This is a genomic window from Cyclobacterium sp. 1_MG-2023 (assembly GCF_030546805.1).
Classification (GTDB): Bacteria; Bacteroidota; Bacteroidia; order Cytophagales; family Cyclobacteriaceae; genus Cyclobacterium.
Map to the genome: position 1 here is coordinate 46,523 of NZ_JAUOPC010000002.1, position 25,494 is coordinate 72,016.

At 37.5% G+C, this 25,494-nt stretch carries 21 protein-coding genes and 1 tRNA gene; 17 read left to right on the forward strand and 5 right to left on the reverse strand.

Annotation, left to right across the window (positions count from 1 at the left end; translation table 11 throughout):
- The first annotated feature begins 100 nt into the window (after nucleotides 1-100).
- Complete coding sequence (locus tag Q4534_RS02560; RefSeq protein ID WP_303611607.1) at nucleotides 101-2,749, forward strand: HEAT repeat domain-containing protein; 2,649 nt, start codon at nucleotides 101-103, stop codon at nucleotides 2,747-2,749.
- A 103-nt stretch (nucleotides 2,750-2,852) separates the two neighbouring features.
- Here the strand turns inward: Q4534_RS02560 and Q4534_RS02565 are convergent, their stop codons facing one another.
- The gene (locus Q4534_RS02565; RefSeq protein ID WP_303611608.1) at nucleotides 2,853-3,950 is read right to left on the reverse strand and encodes an AI-2E family transporter; all 1,098 of its coding nucleotides are present in this window, start codon (nucleotides 3,948-3,950) and stop codon (nucleotides 2,853-2,855) included.
- 317 nt (nucleotides 3,951-4,267) lie between these two features.
- Between Q4534_RS02565 and Q4534_RS02570 the strand changes: the two genes are divergently transcribed.
- The 3 genes from Q4534_RS02570 (at nucleotide 4,268) to Q4534_RS02580 (ending at nucleotide 7,468) form a co-directional block, all read left to right on the forward strand.
- Entirely contained in the window at nucleotides 4,268-5,647 is a 1,380-nt protein-coding gene (locus Q4534_RS02570) for an MBOAT family protein (protein ID WP_303611609.1), read from the forward strand.
- A 3-nt stretch (nucleotides 5,648-5,650) separates the two neighbouring features.
- The gene (locus tag Q4534_RS02575) at nucleotides 5,651-6,601 is read left to right on the forward strand and encodes a hypothetical protein (RefSeq protein ID WP_303611610.1); all 951 of its coding nucleotides are present in this window, start codon (nucleotides 5,651-5,653) and stop codon (nucleotides 6,599-6,601) included.
- Nucleotides 6,602-6,739: 138 nt separating this feature from the next.
- Nucleotides 6,740-7,468, forward strand: coding sequence for a DUF4197 domain-containing protein (locus tag Q4534_RS02580; protein ID WP_303611611.1), 729 nt, complete (start codon nucleotides 6,740-6,742; stop codon nucleotides 7,466-7,468).
- Nucleotides 7,469-7,534: 66 nt separating this feature from the next.
- Here Q4534_RS02580 and Q4534_RS02585 read toward each other — a convergent pair whose 3' ends face one another.
- Entirely contained in the window at nucleotides 7,535-7,954 is a 420-nt protein-coding gene (locus Q4534_RS02585) for a hypothetical protein (RefSeq protein ID WP_303611612.1), read from the reverse strand.
- A gap of 754 nt (nucleotides 7,955-8,708) precedes the next feature.
- Between Q4534_RS02585 and Q4534_RS02590 the strand changes: the two genes are divergently transcribed.
- Both Q4534_RS02590 and Q4534_RS02595 read left to right on the forward strand, forming a co-directional pair.
- Nucleotides 8,709-9,002 carry a hypothetical protein gene (locus tag Q4534_RS02590; protein ID WP_303611613.1) on the forward strand — a complete coding sequence of 98 codons (294 nt, stop codon included), beginning with the start codon at nucleotides 8,709-8,711 and terminating at the stop codon, nucleotides 9,000-9,002.
- Between the two features lie 1,093 nt (nucleotides 9,003-10,095).
- Nucleotides 10,096-11,358 (forward strand): tyrosine-type recombinase/integrase, encoded by a 1,263-nt coding sequence (locus Q4534_RS02595; RefSeq protein ID WP_303611614.1) that lies wholly within the window; start codon nucleotides 10,096-10,098, stop codon nucleotides 11,356-11,358.
- A gap of 176 nt (nucleotides 11,359-11,534) precedes the next feature.
- Here the strand turns inward: Q4534_RS02595 and Q4534_RS02600 are convergent, their stop codons facing one another.
- Both Q4534_RS02600 and Q4534_RS02605 read right to left on the reverse strand, forming a co-directional pair.
- The gene (locus Q4534_RS02600; protein ID WP_303611615.1) at nucleotides 11,535-12,080 is read right to left on the reverse strand and encodes a hypothetical protein; all 546 of its coding nucleotides are present in this window, start codon (nucleotides 12,078-12,080) and stop codon (nucleotides 11,535-11,537) included.
- Between the two features lie 108 nt (nucleotides 12,081-12,188).
- Entirely contained in the window at nucleotides 12,189-12,464 is a 276-nt protein-coding gene (locus tag Q4534_RS02605; RefSeq protein ID WP_303611616.1) for a hypothetical protein, read from the reverse strand.
- 142 nt (nucleotides 12,465-12,606) lie between these two features.
- Between Q4534_RS02605 and Q4534_RS02610 the strand changes: the two genes are divergently transcribed.
- From Q4534_RS02610 to Q4534_RS02660, 11 genes are all read left to right on the forward strand, one after another.
- Entirely contained in the window at nucleotides 12,607-15,405 is a 2,799-nt protein-coding gene (locus tag Q4534_RS02610) for a DEAD/DEAH box helicase family protein (RefSeq protein ID WP_303611617.1), read from the forward strand.
- A 22-nt stretch (nucleotides 15,406-15,427) separates the two neighbouring features.
- Nucleotides 15,428-16,108 carry a DUF433 domain-containing protein gene (locus Q4534_RS02615; protein WP_303611618.1) on the forward strand — a complete coding sequence of 227 codons (681 nt, stop codon included), beginning with the start codon at nucleotides 15,428-15,430 and terminating at the stop codon, nucleotides 16,106-16,108.
- Nucleotides 16,105-16,530, forward strand: coding sequence for a hypothetical protein (locus Q4534_RS02620; RefSeq protein WP_303611619.1), 426 nt, complete (start codon nucleotides 16,105-16,107; stop codon nucleotides 16,528-16,530). Before Q4534_RS02615 ends, Q4534_RS02620 begins: the two co-directional genes overlap by 4 nt.
- Nucleotides 16,530-17,723 carry a restriction endonuclease subunit S gene (locus Q4534_RS02625; RefSeq protein ID WP_303611620.1) on the forward strand — a complete coding sequence of 398 codons (1,194 nt, stop codon included), beginning with the start codon at nucleotides 16,530-16,532 and terminating at the stop codon, nucleotides 17,721-17,723. The genes Q4534_RS02620 and Q4534_RS02625 overlap by 1 nt, the downstream gene beginning before the upstream one ends.
- On the forward strand, nucleotides 17,720-19,342 hold the full coding sequence (locus Q4534_RS02630) for a hypothetical protein (protein ID WP_303611621.1): 1,623 nt from the start codon (nucleotides 17,720-17,722) through the stop codon (nucleotides 19,340-19,342). Before Q4534_RS02625 ends, Q4534_RS02630 begins: the two co-directional genes overlap by 4 nt.
- Nucleotides 19,343-19,345: 3 nt before the next feature.
- Nucleotides 19,346-20,860 carry a class I SAM-dependent DNA methyltransferase gene (locus tag Q4534_RS02635; protein WP_303611622.1) on the forward strand — a complete coding sequence of 505 codons (1,515 nt, stop codon included), beginning with the start codon at nucleotides 19,346-19,348 and terminating at the stop codon, nucleotides 20,858-20,860.
- Between the two features lie 746 nt (nucleotides 20,861-21,606).
- On the forward strand, nucleotides 21,607-22,056 hold the full coding sequence (locus Q4534_RS02640) for a terminase small subunit (protein ID WP_303611623.1): 450 nt from the start codon (nucleotides 21,607-21,609) through the stop codon (nucleotides 22,054-22,056).
- Complete coding sequence (locus Q4534_RS02645; protein ID WP_303611624.1) at nucleotides 22,057-22,869, forward strand: hypothetical protein; 813 nt, start codon at nucleotides 22,057-22,059, stop codon at nucleotides 22,867-22,869.
- Between the two features lie 70 nt (nucleotides 22,870-22,939).
- Nucleotides 22,940-23,230: a helix-turn-helix domain-containing protein gene (locus Q4534_RS02650; RefSeq protein WP_303611625.1), complete on the forward strand. Its 291-nt coding sequence runs from the start codon at nucleotides 22,940-22,942 to the stop codon at nucleotides 23,228-23,230.
- Nucleotides 23,231-23,287: 57 nt separating this feature from the next.
- Nucleotides 23,288-24,217: a hypothetical protein gene (locus Q4534_RS02655; RefSeq protein WP_303611626.1), complete on the forward strand. Its 930-nt coding sequence runs from the start codon at nucleotides 23,288-23,290 to the stop codon at nucleotides 24,215-24,217.
- Nucleotides 24,218-24,498: 281 nt separating this feature from the next.
- Nucleotides 24,499-25,242: an FRG domain-containing protein gene (locus Q4534_RS02660; RefSeq protein ID WP_303611627.1), complete on the forward strand. Its 744-nt coding sequence runs from the start codon at nucleotides 24,499-24,501 to the stop codon at nucleotides 25,240-25,242.
- Nucleotides 25,243-25,410: 168 nt separating this feature from the next.
- On the opposite strand, the gene Q4534_RS02665 is transcribed toward Q4534_RS02660, so the two are convergent.
- Nucleotides 25,411-25,492, reverse strand: a tRNA-Leu gene (locus Q4534_RS02665).
- Nucleotides 25,493-25,494 lie beyond the last annotated feature (2 nt).

The window sequence follows — 25,494 nt, forward strand, 5'->3', positions numbered from 1 at the left end:
ATTGATGATTTTAAATGTATTTTTAACACAAAGCCCATCCATTCTATTGGATGGGTTTTGCATTTTATATAATTTTACTTTTTATATAAAATCTAACCCAATGAAAAAAAACCTGTTCTTAATACCATTACTCCTTATTTTTTTGGCCTGTAAGCCTGAAAAAAAGGTTGAAATTATTGAGTCTCAAACTTCACCATCTCTAGACTCTCTGAGTCAATCTTTGGAATGGCCGGATGACTTGGCAGTCCAGGCTTTTTCCGGTCCGGAAATAACCCCAAGCCCAGCTTGTCTAGCAGTCTCTCCCTATGGAGAGGTTTATGTAGGTGTAGATGCCATAGGCTCCTTAGGGAAAACACCCGGTAAAGGAAGGATAGTTAAATTAATAGACCATGACAATGATGGGAAAGCAGATTCCCATACTGTCTTTGCTGAAGTGGATAATCCCAGAGGAATAATCTCTTTGGGGGATAAATTATATGTTCTGCATACTGTTTTTTCTGAAGCCGATAGTTTGGCCACCGGAATGGATCTTGTTGTTTTTGAAGACAAGGATGGAGACGGTGTGGCTGATGGTCCTTCCCAGCCTTTAATCCAGCATATCAGCTCACCCAAATTTCTTCAAAGTAGAGGGACGGATCATGCCACCAATGGGATTCGCTTAGGAATTGATGGATGGATATATATAGCAGTTGGAGATTTTGGATTCCACGGTGCAGTGGATAGAGAAGGAACTGAATTAACCATGCTCGGAGGAGGGATTCTCAGGGTACGTCCGGATGGTACCGAAATGGAAGTGTATACCCATGGACTTAGAAATATATATGATGTCGCCATCGATCCTTATATGAACATGTTTACCCGTGGCAATACCAATGATGGTGGAGGTTGGAACATTCGTTTTATCCATCAAATCCAGTCGGGTGAATATGGTTATCCGGTATTGTTTAAAAATTTCACAGAAGAAATTATTCCTGCATTAATAGATGTAGGAGGTGGCTCTGGAACCGGTTCTTTGTATTTACAGGACGACCGATGGCCCGACCAATATGACAACAATCCATTGATGGCCGATTGGGGTAGAAGTCAAGTGTTTATACACAAAGTCACAGAAGATGGACCCTCTTATGTGCAAGAAGAAACGCCGTTTTTTAAACTACCTCAGGTCACCGATTTAGACATAGATGGTTCCGGAAGAATGTTTATGGCTGCTTGGGATGGAGCCGGATATTCGGGAAATGAAAGCAAAGGTTATGTCGTAAGAATTGTTCCAAAGGTTTTGGAATACAGTGAAATGCCTGATCTTTCTTTAGCTGATATTGATGACCTGGTGGATTTGTTAATGGAGAATAGCGCTACCATTAGAATTTATGCCCAGCAAGAGTTGGTCAAAAGAGGAAGCCAAGAAGCAGCTTCTGGAGCCTGGGATTTAGTTACTGATGCTGAAGCACCGGATTATTCGAGAGTAGCAGCCATGTATGCTTATAGCCAAATTCTCGGAGAAGAGGCGGTTCCTCAATTATTGGAACTGATGAATGACTCAGCCATTAAGGAATACGTTATTCGGGCAATTACAGACCGAAAAGCATTTCTAAGCAGTTTGTCCATAGCGCCTTTTGTTGAGGCATTGGATGACCCTTCAGTGAGGGTAAAAGCAGCTGCACTTATCGCTTTGGGTAGGATAGGAGACAAAGCTGCCATTCCTCATTTATTGAATACGGAAGTGCCTGATTCATTCCGGGCTCCGGCCTTCGGGGAAGAGGGACCACATGCCACGCCAAACTCAGAAATAATTTTACCTCACTTGGCGGTGAGAGCTTTGGTAGCCTTAGATGCAGATAAAGAGAGTTTGAATGCGGTGGGTACAGAGAATTCTAAATTAGGCCTCTGGGCCTTGCGTTATATGCACTCCAAAGCTGCAATTGAAGGTCTGATTGCTAAATATAATGGCGCAGGAACTGAAGATCTAGAATTAAAACAAGGCATTCTAACCACACTTGCGAGACTGTACACCAAAGAAGCTCCTTATGATGGCTCTTGGTGGTGGGGCACTAGGCCTGATACCCATGGCCCATATTATAAATCAGTATTATGGTCCGGATCGGCACAAATTAAAGAACTGTTTAAAAATATTTGGGACAATGGAACTTCAAGGGAACGGGATGTAATTGCAATGCTTAACGAAAAAAACCGAATGGGAATTACAGCATTTGGTGGAGAATTTTCTGTCACCGAAACAATTGAGGAACCGGAAGTTGATTTGGAAAAAATTAAAAACCAAAAAGGCCAGGTGGGTGAATCCTCTATAGAAGACATTCTTTTGGCCATGCAGGAAGTGAAAGGTGATCCGGTTAAAGGGAAAGCAATCTTCCAAAAACAAGGTTGCAAAGCCTGTCACAGTATTTCGGCCGATGAAGCAATGAAAGGCCCTTTTATGGGGCAAATAGGTAGTATTATGAGTAGAGAGCAGATTGCTGAGTCTATTTTAAAACCCAATGCGTCTATTTCTCAAGGTTTTGCTACCGTAATGGTGGATACCAAAGACGATAAATCCTATGTTGGATTTGTTACTGCTGAGAGTGCCGAAAGGATAGTGATCCGAAATATAGCCGGACAGGCTTTTACTATTTTGACGGAAAATATTAAAGATAGAAAAGAATTGGAAAATTCTATGATGCCGGAAGGTTTAGCCAATGCATTGTCCTATGAGGAATTTGCTTCCTTGATTACTTATCTTTCTGAACAAAAATAAGTCTTAACAATAAGGTTAGAAGGTGCAATAAAAACCCAATCAAAACATGATTTATCATGTTTTGATTGGGTTTTTATTTTTGACTCAAATTTTTTTGGCTAGCCTAAAACATTTCTTTCACTTTTTTAAACCAGGAATTGGAATTCTTTTCGTTTTCATTGAACTGATCATCACCAAGTAACATGCCGAAGGGTTTAAGTTGTTCGTAATGATCACAAACAACCTTTAGCATGGCAGCAAAAGGTAAAAACAATATCATCCCTGCCACGCCCCATACGGATGCCCCAACTATTAAACTTAGAATGGCAGCAAGGGCGTTTATATTGACACTGTTTCCTACCACTTTAGGGCTTAAGAAATTGCTTTCGATAACTTGAATAAGCCAGAACATAAGCCCAACGGCCAAAGGAACCCATAGTTCATCTTTAGACATAAAGGCATAAAGTACAGGAATACTTGCACCGATTGTGGTTCCTACGTAAGGAATAATGGAGAGTGAGGCTGCTAAAAAACCAAAAAGAAATGGATTGTCAAGACCTATAATCCATAGTCCTATGCTATTGGCGAAGCCAAGAATAAGGATTAAGGTAAGCATTCCCGATAGGTATTTTTGGCCGACTAGCTGGATCTTTTTGAGCATATGAAGATATTCAGACTCTTTGTCCTCAGGGGCAAATCGGGTAAATGCAGACACCAATCCTTCCTTATAAATCAAAAATAGGAAGCAATAAATAATCGTAGTGAACAGGCCTGTAAAAAAGCTGGTGGTACTACTAAAAGTAGTGCCTATAAGGTCTGTTGCACCACTTTTTGCCCATGATTTAGCATCGGATAGAATTTTTTCCTTCTCCAGATTACCCAAAAAACTAACGTTTTCATTCAGGTAGACAATGGAATCGGTGAATAGTGTCATCAACTTGTCTCTGAAATTGCTTAACTCATCTGATAGAGAGATGATTTCCGCAGAAAAGAAAGTGAACACCCCAATTATGATCAAGAAAAAGGTGATCAGCACCAAAAAGGCTCCTAGAATTATAGGAACCCCTTTTCGCATCAATAAGTTATGCAGCGGGTGCAGGATAAATGATAGTAATAAGGCAAAGCATAAAGATATTAACACACTCTTGGCCATAACCATAGCAAACAACAGGAGGAATACGAAAGCTAATGCGTAAAAGGATTTTTGGAAGGAGAGTTGCATAAGTATCTTTATTACAATTTTAAGTTAAATAGTTAATACTTTTATTCGGAAAGAATTTTAAATTGAAGAAGTATATTTTTTGGTACTATGTTTTTTGAAATCACCACATTTCCTTAAATTTACTTTCAGGCACAATTTTAACATTAGTTTTGGTATATGTTTTAACTAAATTTTTGAAATGAATCATTGGTAAAGATTATTTAATTTTAAAACGAATTAATTAACCTTTTCGGTGTCAAGTTCTTTTCATTTCAAATCGCCAAGATGCCGAATAAGTGTACGACAATATTAGATTTTTTAGCTGAACTCGAAACAAAATGTTATTTAATTCTTTTGAATTTCTATTAGGTTTTCTACCTGTAACCCTTTTTGTTTTTTATTTTTTCGGCCCAAAGCTAAAATCTCCTTTTACAGGTCTTTGGCTCCTCATCTGCTCATTATTTTTCTATGGTTGGTGGAACCCTGCTTACTTGGCTTTGATTCTGTTTTCCATAGGTTTTAATTACTTAATCTCTAAAAGAATTTATCCGGGAAAGAAAAAAACACTTGTATTTGGCATAACTGTCAATCTACTGGGTATAGTGTTTTTCAAATACACCGATTTTCTCATTTACAACCTCAACCTACTTCCTGACCTTTCACTTGGTTATCTAAACCTCGTACTTCCGCTGGGAATATCTTTCTATACTTTCCAGCAAATTGCCTATTTGGTAGACAGTTATAAAGGAACGCCAAAGGAGAAAAGTTTATTTTCTTACGGATTATTTGTCTCCTTTTTCCCTCAATTGATAGCCGGTCCTATTGTGCACCATTCTGAAATGATGGGTCAGTTTAGGAAACCTAACCTTACTAAACTCAATTACGACAACCTGTCCAGAGGCTTGTTTATTTTCATGATGGGGCTGGCAAAGAAGATTGTAATCGCTGACAGCTTCGCTTTAATAGCTAACAAAGGATATGCCAATATTAATTCCTTAGGATCTGCAGAAGCTTGGGCATCTTCTTTGGCTTATTCCTTACAACTATATTTTGATTTTAGTGGTTATTCCGCCATGGCCATTGGGCTAGGGCTTTTGTTTAATATTAGGCTTCCTCAAAATTTCAATTCCCCCTACAAATCATTAAGCATTAAGGAGTTTTGGAGGAATTGGCACATGACCTTAAGCCGATTTCTCAGGGATTATGTCTATATCCCTTTGGGAGGAAATAAAAATGGGAACTTGAGAACAAGCATCAATCTGATCATTACTTTTTTGCTTGGAGGGATCTGGCATGGTGCCGGATGGACTTTTGTTTTCTGGGGCTTTTTGCATGGTATAGCATTAGTAATTCACCGAGAGTGGACCAAGTTAGGCTTGAATCTGCCCAAAGTTTTGGCACTTTTGCTGACTTTTATGTTTGTGAACATCACCTGGGTATTTTTTAGGGCAGAATCTTGGAATGGCTCCTTAGACATGTTACAACGCATGTTTTTTAAAATGTCGGGTGAGGAGGGGTTTTACCTTGTAAGTAATTTTTATGACCTACCTGTCTGGATAGCCGGGGTGGTATTGCTTTTTATGCCCAATGCCATAGAATTAGGAAGAAGACTGAAGCCAACGTTTACTTATTTATTATTAAATATCCTGTTGTTTTTGCTCAATGTGATTTACCTTAACTCCATTGTTAAGAATGACTTTTTGTATTTTGACTTTTAATCTATGGAAAAACAATTCAAGAAATACCTTCAGGTTTTACTTCTTTGTTTTGCGGGAGCCATGTTGGGTTTCGGGCTTCTCAATGTGTTTTTGGATGTTTTTGGGTTGTTTGGTTTTAAGAGCAAAGAGCAGGTGCGGGTTTATGGAGAGGAGAGATTTTCAAAGTACCTGATGACTTTTGAGTTTGTGCCGCAAAACTTTGAAGGGATGATCTTGGGGCCCTCACTTTCTGCCAACCTAAATCCCGATCATATTCAGGGTAAAAATTATTTTAATCTAAGTCTTATGGGGGCTAGAATTAACAATGTCTTGTCCCTGACCACCAATGTGATCGAAAACAATGGAAACATCAAAGAAGCCATTGTTTGTATCCATCCCTATGTTACCTCTAATGTCGGCACAGATGAGTCAGACTATATGAATCCTGATGCCTATTGGAAAGCTTTAGGTTCTGTGAATTTATTAAGGGTGTATGGACTGGGAATTATCAGGAATTTTAACCTTTGGCCAAACAAATATCCCAAAAATCAGTATAATACCAATGGGAGCAATTCTTTTGAGCCACTATTTAAGGTGGAGGATGTGTCCAATAGGATTTTGGAAGAAGTGGACAATGTCAAGGTAAGTGAGTTTGAAATCAGGGCTGATCAAAGAAAAGATTTTGAAGAACTATTGATCTTGTTACAAAATAATAGCATACGAACTTTCGTCTATTATCACCCGGTGCCTTTCCCTATATACAATGCCCACAAGAAGAAAATGGATAAATATTGGAAGGATATTCTTTCAGTTGCCAATAGCAATCAAGGGAGCCTGTTGAATTTTTATAATTTCAATAATCCTGAATTCTTTAATTTTTCTAAGGATGTGTCCAATTATATAGACCATGGGCATTTAAGTGAAAAAGGACAAGAAACCTTGATTCAAGAAATAATGACCCGCTGGGAAAATTGAATTCATCCATTTCTCAATATTGTAGGCAAGATGGTTGTTAAATTTCTTCCTTAACCAAAATTAACCTTTTCCCTAAGTGGTGGCCTTCAGAATAAGAGGGATTGTCCATATATTTGAAGAATATTAAATAAATAAAAAATGAAATTTCTATCCAAAACATTCTTTGCATTACTGGTCTTTTCATTGGTGAGCTGTACAGCAGCAGAAGTCAATAAATTTTTAGCTGCTGCCAGTGAATCAGCACTTACAGAAAATGAAGTTGGCAATGGCCTTAAGGAAGCGCTCATTAAAGGGGTGACCGAAGGAGCTAATTTAGCATCTGCTACAGATGGCTTTTTAAAGAATGATCTGATAAGAATAGCCCTTCCCGAAGATGTGCAACGGGTAGAATCAACACTAAGGAAAATTGGTTTGGGGTCGCAAGTAGACCGGGTGATTACCACCATTAACAGAGGAGCTGAAAATGCAGCCATAGAAGCGAAGCCAATTTTTATTGCGGCCATCAAGCAAATGACCATTACAGATGCCTGGAATATATTAAAAGGAGAAGATGATGCAGCCACCCAATACCTCCAAAGAACCACCACTGAAGAATTAACGGCTCTATTCCAGCCACATGTTCAGGAATCTTTGGATGAGGTAGGCGCTACACGTTATTATGGAGATTTGGTCAATAAATACAATGCTTTCCCTACCACCTCACGCAAGTTAGATCCGGATTTGAATGCTTATGTGACACAAATGGCCATTCAGGGTTTGTTTAAGCTGGTGGCCCAAGAAGAAAAAGCCATTCGAGAAAATCCGGCCGAAAGAACAACAGCATTGCTTAAAAGGGTGTTTTCTGCCCAAGATAGTTCCGCAGAGTAATTTTAGGATTTACCTAATGGGATGGTAAGTGCAACATTTGCAATGGCTTTTGTAAGGGTATTCCGGTTACTCTTTGCTGTCAAACCTATCGTCCAGAAGTTTTAGCCGGGTCAGGGTTTTGTCACCATATTCATGAATTTTCGATGTAAAAGTGATTTTGCCCCAGTTATTTTCAATTTTCTTGACTACAGAAGCATACTGTCTTCCCCCTTCCCAGGCAATTTGAAGTTCACCGCTGCTGCTGTCAAATGACCAATTACCTCTCAATCGTGAATCGGGTTTACCATTGATTAGGGCATATACGGTACCTTCCGGTTTAAATTGGAAGTCGATATAGCTCCCATACCTGCTTTGCCAGAAAAATTCTGTTGCAGTCAATTTGGATTCAAAATTTTCCAGTTCCTCAGTAGATACCCCAATAGGACCTTTGCAACCTAATGTTGTCGATAGTACCAAAAGAAGAGCGAATGGAGTAAGTAGCTTCATGCTTCAATTAAATTTAAATGAAAAGGAATTTAATCCTTTTGCAATATTGAAAGAAAATTACAGAACATCAGTTTTAGGGGGGTAAAAATTGAATGTCTTGGAAATCAAAGCCTATTTGTAAAGGCCTAAAATATCATGCTTTCACCATTGCCTTTAACAAAATCTTTCTCAATCCTTTCCTTCATCAGTACGAGATTGGCATTTTTTTATCTCATATAACATATTTCTCTAAAAAGCTGAAATCATTTAGGTTCAATCGGGTTACCTATAGGCAATAAGTTTTATGCTGTTAAAGAATATTTCATCCTAGATACTAAATGGTAACTTTAATGTTTTTAGGTCTGATTTTAAAATTTCGATATAGTATTGTTTTCCATTTAGATGAATATCTAATGAGAAGACCTTGACAGTTAATTGGGTATAGAAAATAACTTTATTCATTTTCAATTGTTATTACCACTCAAGTAAATAATTTCAGTATCGGGAAAAGTTCAATAATGTAGTGTAGTTATAGTGATGCTACACTCCACCTGATCAGGGAATCTAAAAATGTGTAAAGCAATTTAAGTAATAATAAAATTCATGAAAAAGTTTAAAAAGTCCGAAATCGTACTGATCGTATTGGTAGTAATTTTGATCGGGGTATCAGAATATTATTTTCTTATAAAAAATGAACCACTCAAAGCCATTTTCATAGGTTTATGGTGCCCGACTATACTTGGCTTTTTGATTTTATTTAAAATGAAAAGGTAATATGGAAAATTTAGATGTAATTATTCTGACAATTGTGGTGGTAATATCTTTTGTTGTATTTATTTTTTCCTCAGTACAGGAATTTATCCGAATGGAAGGGGAGTCCTGGAAATATGAAAAGGCAACTGGCCCTAGTAGGGTAGCTTTATTTAATGCTTTGAGTGCCCTTTTTGAGGATGATGAAATCCCTAGAAAAGACAGGGAAGAACTTAAAAAAGCCATTAAACGCAGTATTTCTGACATGGAAACGGACGGTGTGTATTTCGATAAGACCAAAAAAAAATCTCCTAAATAGAAAGCCCTGCCAATCAGTAGGTCTTAGAAAAAGTAAAAATATCTTTCGAAGGAATTTTCGTAATTAGGAAAAGCTGCAGCATATTTTAGTTTTTTTTATCTAAAAAGTAGAATATAGCGAGAGGTTAAAGAAAACTTTTTTTTCCAATTCAAGCTTTCTTAGTATCATTAAAAAACGTAAAAACCCCTTCAGATTTTCATCTGAAGGGGTTTTGTGTACTCAGGCCTGCCTACCGAAGGAAGGGCTGGAACCTACCTCCGGTAGGCAGGTCGAACTGGCACACCCGAAGGCATTGGTGTTTGAGACCAGTGTACCTACCTTCACCGGTAGACAAACCTAACGTTATCGGCAAGCAGGCCTGCCTGCCGGTAGGCAGGTCTGCCAGGTCCGGGGCCTAGCATTTAACTAAAACCCAAAAGGCAACTTATATTAGATATTTCAGAATTTCTTGATTCCCCTAGTCCAGGAAGCTGCTATTTAAAAACGGATTGCCAAAAAACGCAAAAACCCCTCCAAAATTGCTTTTTAAGTGGTTTTGAGTACCCAGGCCTGCCTACCGAAGGAAGGGCTGGAACCTACCTCCGGTAGGCAGGTCGAACCGGCACGCCCGAAGGTATTGGTGTTTGAGACCAGTGTACCTACCTTCACCGGTAGACAAACCTACCGTTATCTGCAAGCAGGCCTGCCTGCCGGTAGGCAGGTCTGCCAGGTCCGGGGCCTAGCATTTAACTAAAACCCAAAAGGCAACTTATATTAGATATTTCAGAATTTCTTGATTCCCCTAGTCCAGGAAGCTGCTATTTAAAAACGGATTGCCAAAAAACGCAAAAACCCCTCCAAATTCACATCTGAAGGGGTTTTGTGTACCCAGGGCCGGAGTCTAACCCTATGTATTTTGTGTTTTTTATTTTCTGTCTCTATTTCCTTAAAATACCCTATTTAAGTCTTTAATGGACTATTTTAAGGGTTTTAACCTTGATGTACCCCTAGCATAGAATAGTATGTAATCCATTTAAATCCAATAAATGTTTGCCAATGGTTTGCCAAAAGTAGGAAATTGGCTAACTTCGAAAAAACACAAAGACAATGTTCCATGGCAACAATTAAATATTTGATTCGCAGCCAAGCGAATAGACATGTACCCATTTACTTTTATGTGTCCCTAGGGAGAGGGAGTTTTTTTCGTATGAAAACAGGTTTTAATATTCTTCCTAAAAATTGGAGTTCAGTTAAAGGATTTCCTAAACCCAATGACGAAGAAAACAAACGACTAATGGAACGGTTGAAATCACTTGAATCCTTTTTAATGGAAAAAGTGAATGAAGCACAGGCCAAAGGAATCAATATAGATAAAAGTTTTTTTGAAAGACAGGTTGATGAATGCTTCAACAGGGTTAAGCCCACAAACAAAACTATGCTTAGTAACCATATTAAGCATATCATCGAGACTGCACCAACCAGGAAAATTAAGGGTAAAAATAAAATCGGATTATCAGAGAATACAGTAAAAAATTACAATACTTTTTTGAAGGTAGTCTTGAACTACGAGAAGCATTTAGGTAAACCCATTCACTTTTTGGATATTGACTTTAATTTTATTGAAGGATTTAAAAATTGGCTCATCAATGACCAAAAGTATTCGGCCAATAGTTCGGGAAAATCTCTGGCCTTTATAAAATCTATTTCAATTGATGCAGAAAAACATGGCGTTTCTGTAAACCCTTTTGTAAACAAGATTGAAGCTTTTTCGGAGGCCAATGAAGACAGGTATATTATTACTTTAACCTTCGGTGAATTAGATCAAATTAAAAATACAAACCTCAAGAGGGAAGCCCTTATCAATGCGAGAAAGTGGCTTTTGTTAGGTTGTGAGATTGGACAAAGAGTGGAGGATCTGTTGAAAATTACTGAAGCAAATCTGAGAAAAACATCTCAAGGAACTTTTATAGACCTCCAACAAAATAAAACCAAAAAAGATGTGACCATTCCTGTAAATGACCGTGCCATGGAAGTTTTAAACGAAGGATTTCCTTATAGGATTGCAGATCAAAATTTCAATGATTACATCAAAAAAATTGCTAAAGAGGCTAAATTGAATGAATTGGTAAAGGGTAAAAAATATGATAAAAGTAGTAAACGGAAGGTCCTGGGCAATTTCCCAAAGCACGAATTGATTACCTCTCATGCATGTAGACGATCTTTTGCTACCAATTACTATAAAATTATCCCGACAACAATTTTAATGGGAATCACAGGCCATACCAAAGAAAGTACATTTTTGGTCTACATCAATAAACCCAAGGATAGGGATGAAAATGCACGACTGTTTTTGGATATGATGAAACGGGTTGGGTAAGGTGGGAAAGATCTTTCAATTTGCGATAGAATTGGAATATAGAAGTTTTATCTATACATATGTAACTACAGCACACACCACGCTACCCGTAGAACAGCGTCCTAGGGTGTGTCTTTTGCTATTATAGGGGTTTTGTTTAATTCATGTTTGTTTCGGATGGTTGTCCTAATTCTTTATTATTCATCTTCATATTCTATTGTAAATTTTTGAGGGTTATTTGAAATAGGTTTTCTAGATCCTCTCACCAGAACTCTTATTGTTATTGACAGGCCGTCTATTTCACTAATTTTTTCTGCCTTTTTAAGATCAAGTATTTTTTCGAAATTTTTTAAGCTAAATGAATTAATAACCACTTGTCCATTAGAAAAATCAAGGGTTATAGTACTATAATGCTTGCCACTCTCAGGATTTTTAAAAATTAGATAAACCTTATCAATAATTATTGGGAAATTGCTATTATTTTGGATTTGGTATAGGATTTTTAGCAAGTATTCTTCGAAGAAATTACCAGTCATTTGATCATGCCCCTTATATTCATTATACAAAGCTTTTAAAAAGGTGAACCTAATTATTAGTGCATTTGCTTTTTCAAAAGCCAATGACTCTCTTCTATCTCTTCGAAAGTGCAGAATAAATACTCCAGATGAGACAACTAAGCTAACTATTGATATGATAATTGCTACAAGATTCATTATTGGTATTATGGGTTCTGCAGTTGCCATAGGGGGAGAATACGCCTTAATTTTTTGTTTTTTGGAAAATCCCCAAGTTTCAGTGATCCTTAGAAAAAGGGAAACTATCCAAACAACTACTCTCCAATATCAAAAGATTCATAATTGTTGGAAATTTTTACAGGATTTAAAATCCATACGGATAACCGAATTAAGCTGTTTTTCATTAAAATAAACCATAGATGGGTATTGATTCTTTTTGATTTTTCCATTTACAGAATCTCCAGAACCATTTCCTGAAGATGTACCAAATAATTTTCGACATACTACATGGATCAAAGTAATAGCATGAATACTAAGGTCAAGGTACCAAATAAATCCAAGTTTTTTAGTTTCGACACAACTAAAAACCCTTTTTATATTTTTCTCTTTCACTTCTTACTAGTATCTTTCTCCAATTAATTTTCCTTAATAATGAAATATTGTTACTTGGACATCAGAATTTAAAAATCAATATTTGACTAATAATTCGAACTCTTTTGATTTTATTGCTTTTGTTATGAAAAATACTTTTTAAATGACAATAACACCCAACCAAAATCCTGAACAGATTGCAAGAGATCTGATTGATGCACATCTGCATCAAGCTGGTTGGTTGGTTCAATCTAAAAACGAGGTTAATCTCTCAGCTGGGAAGGGTGTTGCAATTCGAGAATATCAGACTTCTTCAGGTCCTGCCGATTATGTTCTGTTTGTGGATCGCAAGCCTGTTGGAGTGATTGAAGCAAAACGGGAAGAGGAGGGAGAGCGATTGACTGTAGTTGAGGATCAATCCTATGAGTATGCTACAAGTAAACTCAAATACCTTAATCATGGCAACCTTCCTTTTGTATATGAAAGCACAGGTTTGCTCACACGATTTACAGATTATCGTGATCCTAAAGCAAGGTCACGTCCTGTATTTCACTTTCACAAGCCTGAAACATTAGCAGAATGGAATGGACAAGCAGAAACGCTTCGTTCACGATTGCTGAATAATCCTCCACTTGATGAACAGGGATTACGTCCTGCGCAGAAAGCTGCGATCAGGAATCTTGAAAAATCATTCCGGGACAACAAACCCAAGTCTCTGATTCAAATGGCTACAGGTGCAGGCAAAACATTTACAGCTTGCACGTTTGTGTACCGATTGTTGAAGTTCTCTAAAGCAAAACGTGTCTTGTTTTTGGTAGATACCAAGAATCTGGGCGAACAAGCCGAGCAGGAATTCCTGAAGTATCAACCTACGGATGATAACCGGAAGTTTACCGAATTATACAATGTGCAGCGATTGACATCAAGTTACATCGCTTCAGACAGTCAGGTTTGCATTTCCACCATTCAGCGATTGTATTCTATCTTACAGGGCAAGGAACTGGAAGAATCTGCGGAAGAAGAAAATCCAAATGAATCAGGCTGGACATGGCAGAAAAAGGATCCTTTGCCTGTTGCATACACACAGAAAAATCCGATTGAGCAATTTGACTTTATCATTATCGATGAATGCCACAGATCGATTTATAATCTCTGGAAGCAGGTATTGGATTACTATGATGCATTCCTGGTTGGTTTGACTGCAACGCCTGATAAGCGAACCTTTGCTTTCTTCAACCAAAATGTAGTATCTGAATATACCTATGAAGAGTCTGTTGCAGATGGAGTGAATGTGCCTTACGATGTATTTACCATTGAAACAGAAATCACCAAAGCAGGCTCTATCATCAAAGCAAAGGAGTTTGTTGACAAACGGGAAAAGCTTACTCGAAAGAAACGCTGGGAACAGCTGGATGATGATTTGGTTTATACCCCAAACAAACTCGATAAAGAGGTAGTTAGCCCTAGTCAAATCAGAACCATCATCCGTGCATTTAAGGAAGCACTACCAACGATCTTTCCAGATCGATTTGATGAGGATGGGGAGTTTGAAGTGCCTAAAACATTGATTTTTGCAAAGACAGATAGCCATGCAGATGATATCATCAATATCGTCCGGGAGGAATTTGGTGAAGGCAATGATTTCTGCAAAAAGATCACCTACAAGATCGAGGAGGATCCTAAGTCTGTGCTTAATCGTTTCCGTAATTCCTGGGCACCGAGGATTGCTGTGACGGTGGATATGATTGCTACCGGAACAGATGTAAAACCATTGGAAGTTTTGCTGTTTATGCGGGATGTGAAAAGCAGCAATTATTTTGAGCAGATGAAAGGCAGGGGAACACGTACGATCAACTTTGATGATTTGCAGAAAGTCACCCGAACCGCCAAACATACCAAAACACATTTTGTCATAGTCGACGCCATCGGTGCTATCAAATCCAAGAAAACAGACAGCCGACCACTGGAGCGCAAGCCAACAGTTCCTTTAAAGGATTTGCTTGGTGCTGTAAAAATGGGTGCACAGGATGAAGACTTATTTCTATCCCTTGCAAACAGATTGCTTCGTCTTGAAAAAGAATTGAATCCTTCAGAAAAAGAGAAATTTGCTGAACTGGCAGATGGGAAAAGCTTACAAACTGTAATCAAGGACTTGCTAAACGCCTATAATCCTGATGTGATAGAAGGAATAGAACAAAAAGTGTCTCAGGAAAAAATCGGTCAGGCACCGGATGAAATATCCAAAACCATTGCTCAGGAAGTGGATCAGCTTCGTACTTCTGCTGCGAAGGTCTTTACAGGAGAACTCACCGAATATGTAGAGAAAGTGCGAAAAGCGCACGATCAAGTCATCGATGGGGTAAATTTGGACAAAGTTATCCGAGCGGAGTGGGATACATTTACTACAGAAAAAGCAGAACAGGTCATTCAGGATTTTACCGAATACATTCAGGCTCACAAGGATGAAATCATCGCTTTGGAGATTTTCTATGATCAGCCTTATAGAAGAAGAGAACTCACTCTGAAAATGGTGAAGGATCTACTGGATCGAATCAAACTGGATAGACCTATGCTAGCGCCCAACTATATCTGGGAAGCCTATCAGCAACTGGGTCAGGTGAAGGAGAACTCACCAAAAAAAGAACTCATTACCTTGGTTTCCCTGATACGGAAAGTAGTGGGAATAGATGCTCAGCTTACTTCGTATGATGCAACGGTGAACGAGAATTTCCGAAAGTGGATCTTCCAACAGAATGCCGGACAGCATAACAAGTTCACAGAGGAACAATTGGCCTGGCTACGGATGATCAAAGACCATATCGCTTCAAGCTTCCATATCGGATTAGATGATCTGGATTATACACCTTTTGATGCGCAAGGAGGTAGAGGGAAGATGTGGGAAATGTTTGGGACAGAAATGGGTACTATATTAGAGGAGTTGAACTTAACTCTGGCATCTTAACGTTACTTTTACACCTTAAATCATGATAGCATTCGAAAATAAACCAGAAATAGGAAAAGGAATTTATACCACCCCTGATGTGGCTAAAATTCTTGGAATAAGTTACGACAAAGCAAATCGTTGGATTAAAACTTATTGGGATGGGAAATTGAGCAAGGATTTCCAAGAGCACTACTCATGGAAAGTAGATGGTTCGAGAGCAATTAGTTTCCATACACTAATTGAACTTTTTGTTATGGGGCAATTTAGTGATGCCGGGGTAAAACCTAATGATGTTATTATAGCTCACAAAGAACTTTCAAATGCTTATAATTCTCGATTTCCATTTGCACTACGAGAAGTTATTGATGGAATGAGAATGGATCCAGGTAGGAAAAAAATATTTTGGGAAAAAGATGGTGCAGTCGCTAATTTAAATGGGTCAAAACAACTGAATCTTCATTTTATAAAGCTTTTTCTAATTAAATTGGATTTTGATCATTCAAATATGGCCAATAAATTCTGGCCAATGGGTAAAGATCATTCTATAGTTATTGATCCAGAAAGGAAATTTGGTCATCCAATTCTTAATGGTAGGAATATATATCCAGAAATTATCCACGGTCATTTTAAGGCAGGAGACTCCATTCAATTTATTTCTTACATTTTTGAAATTTCTGAGAAAGAAGTAAAGGATGCCATTAAATATTGTGAGGCAGCATGATCATCTATGTTGATGAGAATATGGCCCCGGTACTGGCTAAAGGTTTCAATATTCTTCAAACACCTTTAAATCTTCAATTAAAAATTAGTGATCCCATTGAAATTAAATCTATAAAGGAGGTCTTTGGGGAAGGAGCTCTTGATGAAGATTGGATTCCCTTGGCTGGCAAGCAGGGAGCTTGTGTGTTGACTCAGGATTATAATATCAATAGAATAAAACATCAGCGAGATTTGTGTGAAAAGCATGGACTGGGGATGTTTTATTTTAGACCCCCTTCCAAATCAGGGTTTTCGTATTGGGGTATGGTGAAGCTTTTAGTTAGACATTGGGAAGAAATCATTAAAACCGCATCTAGGAAACCTAGACCTTTTTCCTATAAAATCACCTCCAGGTCAACTGGGTTAGAAAACATGGACGATTAATGAAAAATGACTGGATTGAAGTTGAGTTAGGTGAAGTAGCAGATATCATAAGTGGTAAAAATCAAAAGGAAGTAGAAAATCCGAATGGTGAATTTCCTATTTATGGAAGTGGAGGGGTTTTTGGATTTGCCGATCAGTATCTGTGCCCTCCGGGAACGACTGTAATCGGAAGAAAGGGAACGATTAACAATCCAATTTTTGTCAATGAAAAATTTTGGAATGTGGATACTGCTTTTGGAATTCATCCTTTTGAATACGTGCTTCCGAAACTACTATTTTACTTTTGTAAAGGGTTTAATTTTAAAAAACTAGACAAGAGTACTACCATACCAAGTCTCGCAAAAAGAGATTTACTTAAGATTGACTTTCCATTAATTCCCCTCCCCGAGCAGCGAGCTATTGTAGCCCGGATTGAGGAGTTGTTTAGCGAGTTGGATCATGCCATCGCCAATCTCAAATCCGCTCAAGCCAAAATCGAAATCTACCGTCAAGCCGTCCTGAAAAAGGCTTTTGAGGGGGGATTTATGTCAAATTCAAATCAATTAACAAATGCCTTTGAAAATTGGAAAAGAATTAAGCTAGGAGAAATAATTAAAGTTTCAAGCGGAAAGGGTTTAACCTCAAATCAAATGGATGGAGGCAAATTTGCAGTTTATGGAGGTAATGGAAAAAATGGAAATCATTCTGAGTATTTATTTGAAGATCAAAAACTTATAATTGGTAGAGTTGGAGTCAGGTGCGGAGTTACTCACATTACTCTTCCCTTTTCTTGGGTGACGGATAATGCACTTGTTGTTGAATTTAAGGAAGGAGAAAACCACTCTTTGAAATTCATGAAATTAAAACTTGAGTTTGAGAATTTAAACAAACTATCAAATTCAACTGCACAACCAGTAGTATCTGGATCAAAAATCTATCAATATGAAATAGACCTTCCAGGTTTTTTGGAACAAAACCAAATAGTCCAACAAATAGAATCAAGGTTTTCGGTTGCAGATAAGTTGGCAGAGACTATCCAGACCAATCTGTTGAAATCAGAATCACTACGGCAAAGTATATTAAAGAAAGCCTTTAAAGGCAAGCTGTTAACTGAGGGGGAGTTGGAATCCTGTCGTAAGGAAGCGGACTGGGAGCCCGCGGAGAAGCTGTTGGAGAGGATTAAGAATGAAAAAAGTAAAGCCAAGAAATCATGACTTTTTCAGAAATAGTAAAAGAGCTTAATCGAAGAATCAAAGAAAGTGACTCTATTTTACAGAACCTTCAATCAGAAAGATCGGAGAAAAAAGGTCTAAAAAGGGTTAGCAGTAAGTTTTTCAATGATCGGGAAGATATTCTCAATCAGGAATACACCTTCCATTACGGTGGTGGAGATGAATTTCAATTCAATATCGGGAAAGAGCCTGAATATGAGGGTGAACCTGTTTTTAGGTTTGGATTAGCATTCAATTTTCAGGCGAGCCAAAGTGTGCCTGATCCAATTGGGGTTCAGCAAAAGCAGATAGAAAGGTTTAATGAGCTTGTTAAAAAATATCCAGCTTATCTCTCAGAAAATGCATTTTGGATTTGGACCGCTCAGGGGCGTACAGAAAGCCATGAAGTTGGAAAGATTCAAGAACCAGATATTAAACTGGGCAATTTTCTATTCATAGGTAATTCTATCGCTAAAGTGCCAAACGAAATTACTGAAGATGATATTGAGTTAATTATAGATGAGCTAGAGTACCTTTACCCCGTTTATGAATATGTTCAATTAGGATTATATTCCGCAATTAGACTTGAAAAGATTGCAAGAATTTGTTTCAATTCAGAAGGTTGGGTAAAACCGTCAGGTACAAAAGGAAAAAGCAAAACAGCTAATACTCATGAAGCTAAATACGGCTTTGGACATGAAGAATGGTTGTTTGATTTTTCGAAACTAATTAAGGGATACCACTACGCTTCTCTAGAACCCATCCATAAATACAGGGATAAATACACCAATGAGGTTTTCAATATTCACCTTTACACGATAAACGGTACCACAAAAAAACGCTATTGGATAGGTGAATTGAGGGATGTAGAAGTGATTGATTATGATCATACCAAAAAGGCCATTGCTGAATATAAAAAGAATGGCTGGTACAAAGAGATGGAGGAGCAGTTGAATGATTTAGGGATACCGACAAATTTTTTGAACAAATGGGCAGACGATATTCTATTCAATGTCAGATTTAAGCCTGAGAATGCACATATTTTTGAAGAAAATATTGAAGTGGAGGCAAATGATAATGCAATTCCAAGTGCTAGGTATAATCTTTTAAACTATAAGGGGCTTCCGAAAGAACTCGAAGAATATCATGATGAACCTGATTTTGGCCCATCTTCAGAGAATTATGGTATTCCTAAATTTGCAGAATCCTCAAAAAGAGTGAGTGGGCCTAGGATATCAGAAATTCCTCATATTCACTATAGAATAACCGAAGGGCTTTATAAATACTTAAAAAAAGAAGGGTATAAGGTTGAATATGAAAGAAAAGTCAATATTTCTTCCAAAGTGGACATGATTGCCTGGGAAGAAAAGAAAGCGACTTTTTTTGAAATCAAGACTTATCCTAGTACCAAAGCCTGTATTAGGGAAGCTTTAGGGCAAATATTGGAATACTCTCTTTACCCATCAGACAACAAAGCATATAAGCTTGTTATTGTTTCGCAGAACAGGAGTGCTGGTCCAGATCAAAAATACATTAGACATCTTAGGGAGTCCTTAAATCTCAATTTGGAATATTGGGGTTTTGATTATGAAAAAAATGAAATTATTGAAATCATCAAATAAAAAATGACCGAATCAGCATTAATATCAAAAGTCTGGAATTTTGCGAATGTGCTCCGTGATGATGGCGTAGGCTATGGAGATTACTTGGAGCAGATTACCTATTTGCTCTTCCTGAAGATGGCGGATGAAATGTCCAAGCCACCTTATTCCAAGAAAATGACTTTCCCTAGGATTAAGGATACGGAAGGAACTGAGCTTGAAGATGGAGAGCTTTGTGATTGGGAGACCCTTTCCAAAAAAAGAGGAGCAGAATTGGAGGCGTACTATTCACAGATGCTTCGCTCACTGGGAACAGAGAAAGGAATTCTTGGCCAGATCTTTACCAAGTCACAGAACAAAATCCAAGATCCGGCAAAACTCCTTCGTGTGATCGATATGATTGGCAAGGAGCAATGGACTATGGTAGGAGCAGATATAAAAGGTGATATCTATGAAGGGCTGTTGGAGAAAAATGCATCCGATACTAAATCCGGTGCAGGACAGTATTTTACCCCAAGGGCATTGATTCAAGCTATGGTGGAATGCTTGGCACCTAAGCCAGGCAAGAAAATCCATGATCCAAGTTGCGGTACAGGAGGCTTTTTCCTTGCAGCTTACGATTACATCATAAATCACCATTCATTAGACAGCGACCAAAAGAAGTTTCTTAAAAACAGCACCTTCTCAGGAAATGAGATTGTTGCCGGAACAAGAAGGTTGTGTCTGATGAATATGTTCCTTCACAACATCGGAGAAATTGACGGAGAAACTTTTATCTCTCCAAATGATGCATTGATAGCAGATGAAGGCATTCGGGTTGATTACGTGCTTGCAAACCCTCCATTTGGGAAGAAGAGCAGCATGACAATCACCAATGAGGAAGGCGAACAAGAGAAACAAGATCTCAGCTATAACAGACAGGACTTCTGGGCCTCCACATCCAACAAGCAACTGAACTTCCTGCAACATATCCGATCACTACTGAAGATAACAGGTGAGGCAGCGGTGGTGTTGCCAGACAATGTGTTGTTTGAAGGAGGAGCCGGAGAAACAGTCCGTAAAGAGCTGTTGAAAACAACCGAACTACATACTATCCTTCGTCTTCCTACAGGGATTTTCTATGCAAATGGAGTGAAAGCGAACGTTCTTTTCTTTGATAATAAGCCTGCATCTAAAGAAGCTTGGACCAGGGATGTTTGGATTTACGATTACCGGACAAACATCCATCATACCCTGAAGAAGGGAACCATGCAACTAGAGGATTTGCGTGACTTTATCACGCTGTACAATCCCTCCAATCGACACAAACGAACTGAAACATACACTGATTCAAATCCCGACGGGCGTTGGAGGAAATTCAGTTATGAAGAAATCATCGCCAGAGACAAAACCAACCTTGATATCTTCTGGCTCAAAGATAAAAGCCTTGCAGATCTGGACAATCTACCCGATCCGGATGAATTGGCTTTAGAGATACTGGAAGATGTGGAGGCTGCTTTGGAGGGGTTTCGGGGGATAGTTGGGATATTGGAAAAGTAATAAATATCAAAATTGTCCTTAGATGAACTAAAAAATAACTTTCATCCTCACTTTGCCACATCTTTTTATTATCGCAATTGGCATTATGAATCCTATAGTGCCAAATTGCAATATCTAGATGAATACAATGAAAATTCAAAAAAATGAAAGAAAATTTCATGAAAAATTTAAAATAATGGAAGACAAAAATAATTACTAAATAATATTGGCATTGTTCCACTCACATTTTAAAGGGAAACCTATTTTTTAAATGCAACCAAACGATTGAAATGGTCCAGAATTGCTTCGGAGTAACTTCTAACTAATATTTCTTACGAAATCCATATTCATTCAAGGTATTGAAACAATAAAAGGTGGAATTAAAGTGTGATTTCTCCTATATCTGGAAACCGTAATCTAGTGCTATTGTACCTGATAAGGTTCATTGGGTTTTTTTTAAAAAGAAGCGAATTTAATAGAGAATTGCAATCTTTAATAAAGGTGATTTCCAGAGTTTTAGGATTGTTTAGTTTACACTATTTCTTTTACTATCTATAGGGATAAATGTAGTTTCCGGTGGAGTAAACTAGGTTTCCGTACCGTAAACTATTTTAGGTACCCGATTGAAAACTAGCAAACATCTCACAGGCTAAACACTAAGAGCATGAGTATTCCATTCGTAAATTACTGACAACCTATTTATTCAACTGGTATAACTAACTTCCCCCAGTATTTTTTTATATTTATGAATAAAATAGGTGGTCAACATGAAAAAAATATTTGACGTAGGTGGTGCTGAAGTTCGCCTAACCGAAAAAGAATTCCGTTTTGCAGAGCATTACCTATGCTCTTTCAATGCTACGGAGGCAGCCAAAGAGGCTGGGTATAGCCATCATTCTGCAAGGCAACAAGGCTATCAAAACCTTACAAAACCTTACATCAAAGAATATCTTCAGCATAGGGCCAGTCCCCATTTAAAAAGCCTTGAGGTCACCCAGGAAAGGATCATTAAGGAGTTGGCTACAATCGCATTTTCCAATGTTGGCGATTTTCTGAATTCAGATTGGTCGCTCAAAAATTTAGAAGACCTTGGCAACGGAAAAACTGGGGCTATCAAAACGGTGAAGAAGTCAGAGAATGGCCATGGGCTGCAGTTGTTTGATAAATTGGCGGCTTTGGAAAAGCTTTGGGAGTTGACAAATATAAATGGTGGATAAATGGGAAATAAGTTTTTGCAGTCTGCAATTGACTCATGGATTTCCCAGGCTCCTTCACTAGGCAAGTATTTTAATAATAACAGGTTTGCAAAACCATTTATAGAATTGGCATACCATGCAATTAAGTCTCCTGAATTTTGGGCTGAGCATGCGGAGGATTTTATTGATGGGTTGGTTTTTCTAAAGTTTGGTTTTGCAAAAAGTAATGATGATTATTTAGAAAATGCGGAAAAATGTTTGCGTCCGGTAAAGGATAAAATCATTGAACGTTTAAAATCTAAATCTTTCCAAAAAACATTGATTTCAAGGAATGTAACAGGAGAAGAGAGGCTTCCTATTCGGGTTCCTGAAATATACATCACTGTTAAGGAGTTATTGGCACTTAACGAGAGGTTAAAAGGATTTATTTTGACTGATGATGATGTTTCGAAACTCAAACAACATCTTTTGAAAGACAAAATAGATAGCTGGGGGCTGAATGATGAGAATAATGAAAGCTTAAATCTTCCGCTTAAATTGTATTACCCCAATATTTTTAATCCGAATGGATTCTTACTTTTTGATTACTTGATGAAAGATCAAAAATATAGTGGGCGAGGAGTCGTTACCGATATAAATTTTTTTTACCTAAAAATGGTATCGGATAGATATATACATGCAAAGGAAGAGGATTTTAAGAGATGGTTTGCGGAATATTATCCTGATTTCACAGAAATTGATAGGTTTCACAAATTAAGTAGGATCAAACCGAATGCCCAGAGGGTTGATCGATATAAGTCTGGTTTAGACTATATTAAATCGTATAAAGTTTAATTTTTTTTCTTTGTACAGCAAACTGTACAAGTAGGTTGATTCCTTGCTGCCGAATCAAATATGATACGGTATGCAGACCATCCAAATTACACAACTTTCTCCCGAACAATTCGAGGAGGCCATTAGAAAAGCTGTAAGGTCTCAATTAGAAACCTTAAAAAAGGAAATCAATCCCCAACAGCCCAAAGAAGAATACCTTTCTCGGAAGGAGGTTTCTGAGCTATTAAAAATCGAATTGAGTACCCTCCACAATTGGTGTAAAAAAGGGAAACTTCATCCTTATGGTATAGGGAATCGAGTCTATTTTTTGAGGTCGGATATTGAAAAGGCGTTGAAACCTTTAAATAGACAGGAACTATGAAGAGAGATAATAATTTTTCTTCCTTCACTATATTCTTTCAAGTTTAACGCCATTAAAATGATTGATGACGTTACACTAAAATGGCAAATTGATCCCCCCGAGCAGGAATGGGAGAGGACCAGAGAACCTTTCTATTATTTGGGATTTTTATTTGATCCTTCTTACAGGGATGGGTTTATAATTAAGTACGTCTCAAAATTCAGAAATTTGAGATTGGTTATAAAAGATGATATTTTTCTGATTTCTGGCTCTTGGCATAAATTTCACCATAGAGGAAATTATGGTGATTATACCTTGAAGGAGATTATAGAAACTATCGAGGAACTGAAAGAACGATTTGGTGAGAAATTCTTAAACGCTGAAATCACCAAGTTGACGATAGGGTGTAACGTTAGTCTAGAAGCCAATAAAATACTGCCTAAAATTATTGGGATTAATGGTAAAAAACCTTCAGATATGTTAGGGGGTACCAACCACCAACCTTATGGGAAGTATTTTAAAATGACTTTCTACAGGTTTAAGGTTTATGATAAGCAGTTTGAGGTAAAAAATCATGATGGTATAAAAATACCCCATGTTCTGAGGCTGGAAAAAGAGATAAAGATGAAAGGGGCCAGGAAACGAGCAAATAATCCAATTACCATTATTTCGGCTCTTGATCTTTTGAAACCGGAATTTTCATTTTTTTGTCAAACTGAGATGAAAGAATTCACCCAAAAATTAGAATTCTCAAAAGTTTTAATAGTCAGTGATTTAGATAAAGCAGCTGACATAGAAATTTATAAGTTGATGGGTGACATGGATTCAAGGCTGGCTTATAAAAAACTAGCTAACCCCAAAACCTATCGGTCAAAGCTAAAGAGATTTCAAGAATTGAAACAGAATTTTTCCCACTCCGATCCAGATCTAAGTGATTTAGTATCAAAAAAAGTTGAGGAAAAGATTTCGGAGTTGGTTGCCAGATCTCCACTTCTTAAAACAGGCTGATTGTCGTCTTTTTCTTTAATTTGCAGCAACCACGGCAAAGCATGTTTTTCCAACTTGTAATACAGTCAAAAAAAGGGGTAATTTTTACCTAAAACCGTCTGGATACTAAAAGTGGATTTTAATAAAGAATGGTTAAGAAGAAACCAACCGAAATTATAGGAATATCATTATTTTTAAAATTATTGATCTCTTTTTTATAAGAAATATAGGTCTTATTACCATTTAAAATAAATCATTGTAAAGATGATTTTGTATATTAAATAAAAAAAGTAATTCATTGAATGAAAACGGAAAAAATAACTAGTGTAATAGAATTTCTGAATTTAGTACAGAATTTTGAAAACCAAGATATCGCCCAATGGTTCTTTAGAGGACATGGAGATTCTAGTTTTACCTTGGTTCCGGGTTTGTACAGACTAAATGTATCCGATACTTTTTCTAATTGGAAAGACATTGAAAAATATATGATGGATTCCTTCAAAAGGGAAGCTCTGCCTTATTTAAAAATCACACCAAAAAGTGAAGAAGAATGGTTAACTTTAGCCCAGCATCATGGCTTGCCAACCCGTCTTTTAGACTGGACAGAAAGTCCATTGATTGCATTATACTTTGCCGTTGAAAATTATATGAATTCAAAAAATGCTAATGTATGGTGTTTTGGTGTGGCTTCTACAAATAATTGCAAACCTCAAAGTACTTTCATAGCACGTAGGATTAACACTGAAATTTCTACGTGTATTCTGTTGCCAAATCATATTTCACCAAGGGTGACGAATCAGTTGGGATGCTTTACAATACACGATTTACCGGAAGATCGAAAACCATTTGTCCCGTTTGACAACCAAAAGTCTTCTCATAATTCATTCCGTAGAATTCTAATAAAAAAACAGCATAAAATAAAAATTTTGAATGAACTATACTTTCTTGGAATTCATAAAGGATTAGTTTATCCAGGTATAGATGGTATTACTCAAAAGATAAAATATGAAGTAACAACAGAGCACTCAAGAAATAGTAAATTTTAATTTAAACCACAGCTTGGAAGAAGCTATATTTTTTTTAGGTAGTGAAAAAAATAAAACTATATATTTGATTTACTGGCGTATAAAATTCTCTTTCCTCTAAATGGTTTGCCAATGGTTTGCCAAAAAACGCAAAAACCCCTCCAAATTCACATCTGAAGGGGTTTTGTGTACCCAGGGCCGGAATCGAACCGGCACGCCCGAAGGCATTGGTGTTTGAGACCAACGCGTCTACCAGTTCCGCCACCTGGGCAA